General features: G+C 48.2%; 2 protein-coding genes. Both read left to right on the top strand.

Annotated features, from left to right (window positions below; genetic code table 11):
* Positions 1 to 81 precede the first annotated feature (81 nt).
* Positions 82 to 510 (top strand): IS66-like element accessory protein TnpA, encoded by a 429-nt coding sequence (gene tnpA, locus WFH18_RS17580; RefSeq protein ID WP_004282342.1) that lies wholly within the window; start codon positions 82 to 84, stop codon positions 508 to 510.
* On the top strand, positions 507 to 792 hold a 286-nt coding region (tnpB, locus tag WFH18_RS17585), incomplete at its 3' end, for an IS66 family insertion sequence element accessory protein TnpB (RefSeq protein WP_336755386.1). The genes tnpA and tnpB, both read left to right, overlap by 4 nt.

Below are 792 nucleotides of genomic sequence, written 5' to 3' on the forward strand. Positions count from 1 at the left end.
GTAAGCGTCCGCTGAACCCCACTTTTTCTAACTCATTAATACCGCGATAGTGTCCACTTAAATTTAAGTGGACACCTATTTATGGATTTAAAGACAGTTATAGACAGTGCACCAACGCTAAAAAAGCCCCGTCGAACCTTCACAGCTGAATTTAAACATCAACTTATTCAGCAATGCCAGCAGCCAGATACATCAGTGGCCAAGGTAGCAATGCAACATCAGATCAATGCCAATCTGCTACATAAATGGATTCGTCAGTCCAGATCAATGCCCCCTGCATTAAAAACCCCATCCATTCCACAGACTGACTTTCTTCCGGTCATTCTTCACCCGACTCCAGTCAAACAAGAAGCACCTCTACCACTTGTGCCAGAGAAGAAAGCTGTCGCTCATATCAGGATTCCATTACATGAGGCACCAAGTTCCGCAAGGGATCAGATGATCGAGATCGACTGGCCGGTGGAGTCAGTAACTGAATTACTGTTGCTGATCCAGGGTTTGACTCAATGATTCGTATTGATGAGATCTGGTTGTCTACCCAGCCGATGGACATGCGTGCAGGGATGGATACAGCCATGGCTCAGGTGCTGAGAGCCTTTGGCTACATCAAACCGCATTGCGCTTACCTGTTCTGTAATAAGCGTGGCCATCGTATGAAAGTGCTGGTGCATGATGGACTGGGTATCTGGCTGTGTGCCCGGCGGCTGGAACAGGGGAAATTCCACTGGGCTAAAGTTCACCAGGGTGAAAGTATGGCGATCAGCCCGGAGCAGTTACAGGCACTGATCCAGG

Origin of the sequence: Acinetobacter sp. USHLN143 (assembly GCF_037145695.1) — a bacterium.
Classification (GTDB): domain Bacteria; phylum Pseudomonadota; class Gammaproteobacteria; order Pseudomonadales; family Moraxellaceae; genus Acinetobacter; species Acinetobacter fasciculus.

Excerpts from the sequence above, each read along its gene's own strand:
- tnpA (WP_004282342.1), top strand. The coding sequence starts at position 82 with ATGGATTTAAAGACAGTTATAGACAGTGCACCAACGCTAAAAAAGCCC.